The organism is Actinoalloteichus spitiensis RMV-1378, from assembly GCF_000239155.1.
Classification (GTDB): Bacteria; Actinomycetota; Actinomycetes; order Mycobacteriales; family Pseudonocardiaceae; genus Actinoalloteichus_B; species Actinoalloteichus_B spitiensis.
This window is the reverse complement of sequence record NZ_AGVX02000569.1, coordinates 1-2,051: the sequence shown is the minus strand read 5'-3', so window position 1 is coordinate 2,051 and position 2,051 is coordinate 1. Positions and strand designations below refer to the sequence as shown.

The 2,051-nt window shown below is 74.3% G+C and carries 1 protein-coding gene; it reads left to right on the top strand.

From position 1 onward, the window contains the following. Positions 1-209 precede the first annotated feature (209 nt). The gene (locus ACTIDRAF_RS0221870; RefSeq protein ID WP_157163198.1) at positions 210-1,877 is read left to right on the top strand and encodes a peptidase M16 family protein; all 1,668 of its coding nucleotides are present in this window, start codon (positions 210-212) and stop codon (positions 1,875-1,877) included. Positions 1,878-2,051 lie beyond the last annotated feature (174 nt).

Here is a 2,051-nt window from a genome sequence, read left to right as displayed (position 1 = left end):
GGGCGGGCCGCCGCTGGCCAGTCCGAGCGGGCGGGGGCGGGCCGTCGTCCGCGCCGCCCTCGGCCGGGAGGGGTTCACTTCCCGCGAGGAGGCGCGAGGGCCGATCGGGTGATGCCGTCGTCCCCTTCCGGGCGCGAGGACGAAGTTCGCCGGAATGTCAGGTCCCTGAGCACTCCCGGTCACCCGTTTGTGGTCGATAGCCTCTGAACGTGGGAGAGAGTCACGTCAACGGCGTCCCCGTGTTCTGGCAGGAGGGCTCGGGCGAGGTGTCCGGTTTCCTGCTCTTCCGTGTCGGCCTCCGCGACGAGGGACTGCGGCACGCGGGCCTGACCTCGGTGGTGGTGTCGATGGTGCGACGCGTCACCGGCTTCTTCGTCCCGACCAGTTGGTCGGGCTCCACCCTGGACACCGTCGTCTTCGCGGCCACCGGTGCCCGCGCCGAGGTGTGCGCCCAGCTCGACGAGGTGTGCGAGCTGCTGGCCGATCCACCCGAGGACCTCATCGAGAACGTGCTCTCGGACCGGGGCGCCGCCGGCTGGCTGGACGTGTCCCGCCCGACCGCCGCCCTGCTGCGCCACGACTACGGCTCCACGGGCGTCGGAGCCGCCTACTGGGCCGACGACATCCCCCTGGACAGGTTCACCCCGCGCGAGGTGCGGGAGCACCTGGCCCGCTACTTCGTGACCGGGAACGCGGTCTGCGCGATCACCACCCCGGTCCTGGACGGGGCGATGCGGCTTCCGCTCCCCCAGGGCGCGGCGCCGCACCGCCCTCCGGTCACGCTGGGACAGCGGTCCTCGGCCGAGTGGTTTTCCGGCGGCCCACCCCCCTTCTCCGGGGTGGGCGTCATGCTGCCCGGCAGGCTCGACGCGGTGTGGGCGGTCACCCAGGACGTGCTGGACCTGCGTCTGCACCCCGTGCAGGAAAGCCTGGTCGCCCGGTGGGACGGGCAGGACCGCCTCCTCGGCCAGACGATGTTCTCCGAGGACGGCGTGCACGTCGCGATCGACCTGTTCTGCGACCACGACGCGGCCGCGCGGGCGGCCGGGGCGGTCTGGGCGGTGCTGACGGAACTCGCGGCGGCGGGACCCGACCAGGACGAGCTGACGACGCTGCTCGAACGACGGCGGCGGTCCGAAGCCGGGCACCGGGACACCGAACGCGTCGCCTCCCGGGTGTTCCGCCGCGCCCACCTGGCGTTGTTCGGGGTGAACGGCTCCGACTACCGGGACGAGCGCAGCCGGGCCCGGGTCGAACCGGACCAGGTGGCGTCGGTGCTGCGGACCGCGATGCGGTCGGCGCTGGTGGTGGTGCCCGACGGTGTGGAGCTGGCGTTGCCGGGTGTGGAACCCGCGACTCCCACCTCGCGCGCCCCGGTGGGAGGCACGCGTTTCGAGGCGGCCGCTGCCTGTCCGCCCCAGCAGGACCGGGAGCTACTGGTGGAGGGGCCGGACCGGCTCAGCCACCGGGACGCGCGGGGCCGGTGGCAGAGCGTCGCCTGGTCGGAGGTGGTGGGCTGGTCGGTGTGGCGGGGCGTGGCCGTGGTCTACGGACGGAACGGGGAGAAGATCGTGGCGGACCCGCGCCGCTTCCCCGGTTGCGAACCGGTGGTGTCCCGGCTGCCGGACCTGGTGCCCGCCGAGCTGGGGTGGCCGGGGTCGATGGAGGAGGTGGACATCGTGGCGGCCGGTCGGGCGCGGCAGGCGATGGAGGACCTGCACTGCGCACCGGAGGGGGGCCTGGACCACTTCGTCTACCAGGAGATGTCGGTGCGCGAACTGGAACGCCGGCTGCCCTCGGCCAGCGGTGAGGTGCGGCGGCAGGTGGCGCGGAACCTGCGGAGCCTGGGCGTGGACGGCCTGCTGCACCGGTCGTGACGCCGGCGGCCCTCCCGCTCTGGCCTCGCGTCGGAGCGTCGGCTCGCCGCGCGGGTGGTGGCGTCCCCTCGTGGACCTTGCCCGCCGGACCTCGTCCGGGCAGGGCGCACGCCACGTCGGTGGCGGGGAGCGGCGGGCCTGCTACCTGGTGCCGGGCGCGGCCGGGCTGCTGTC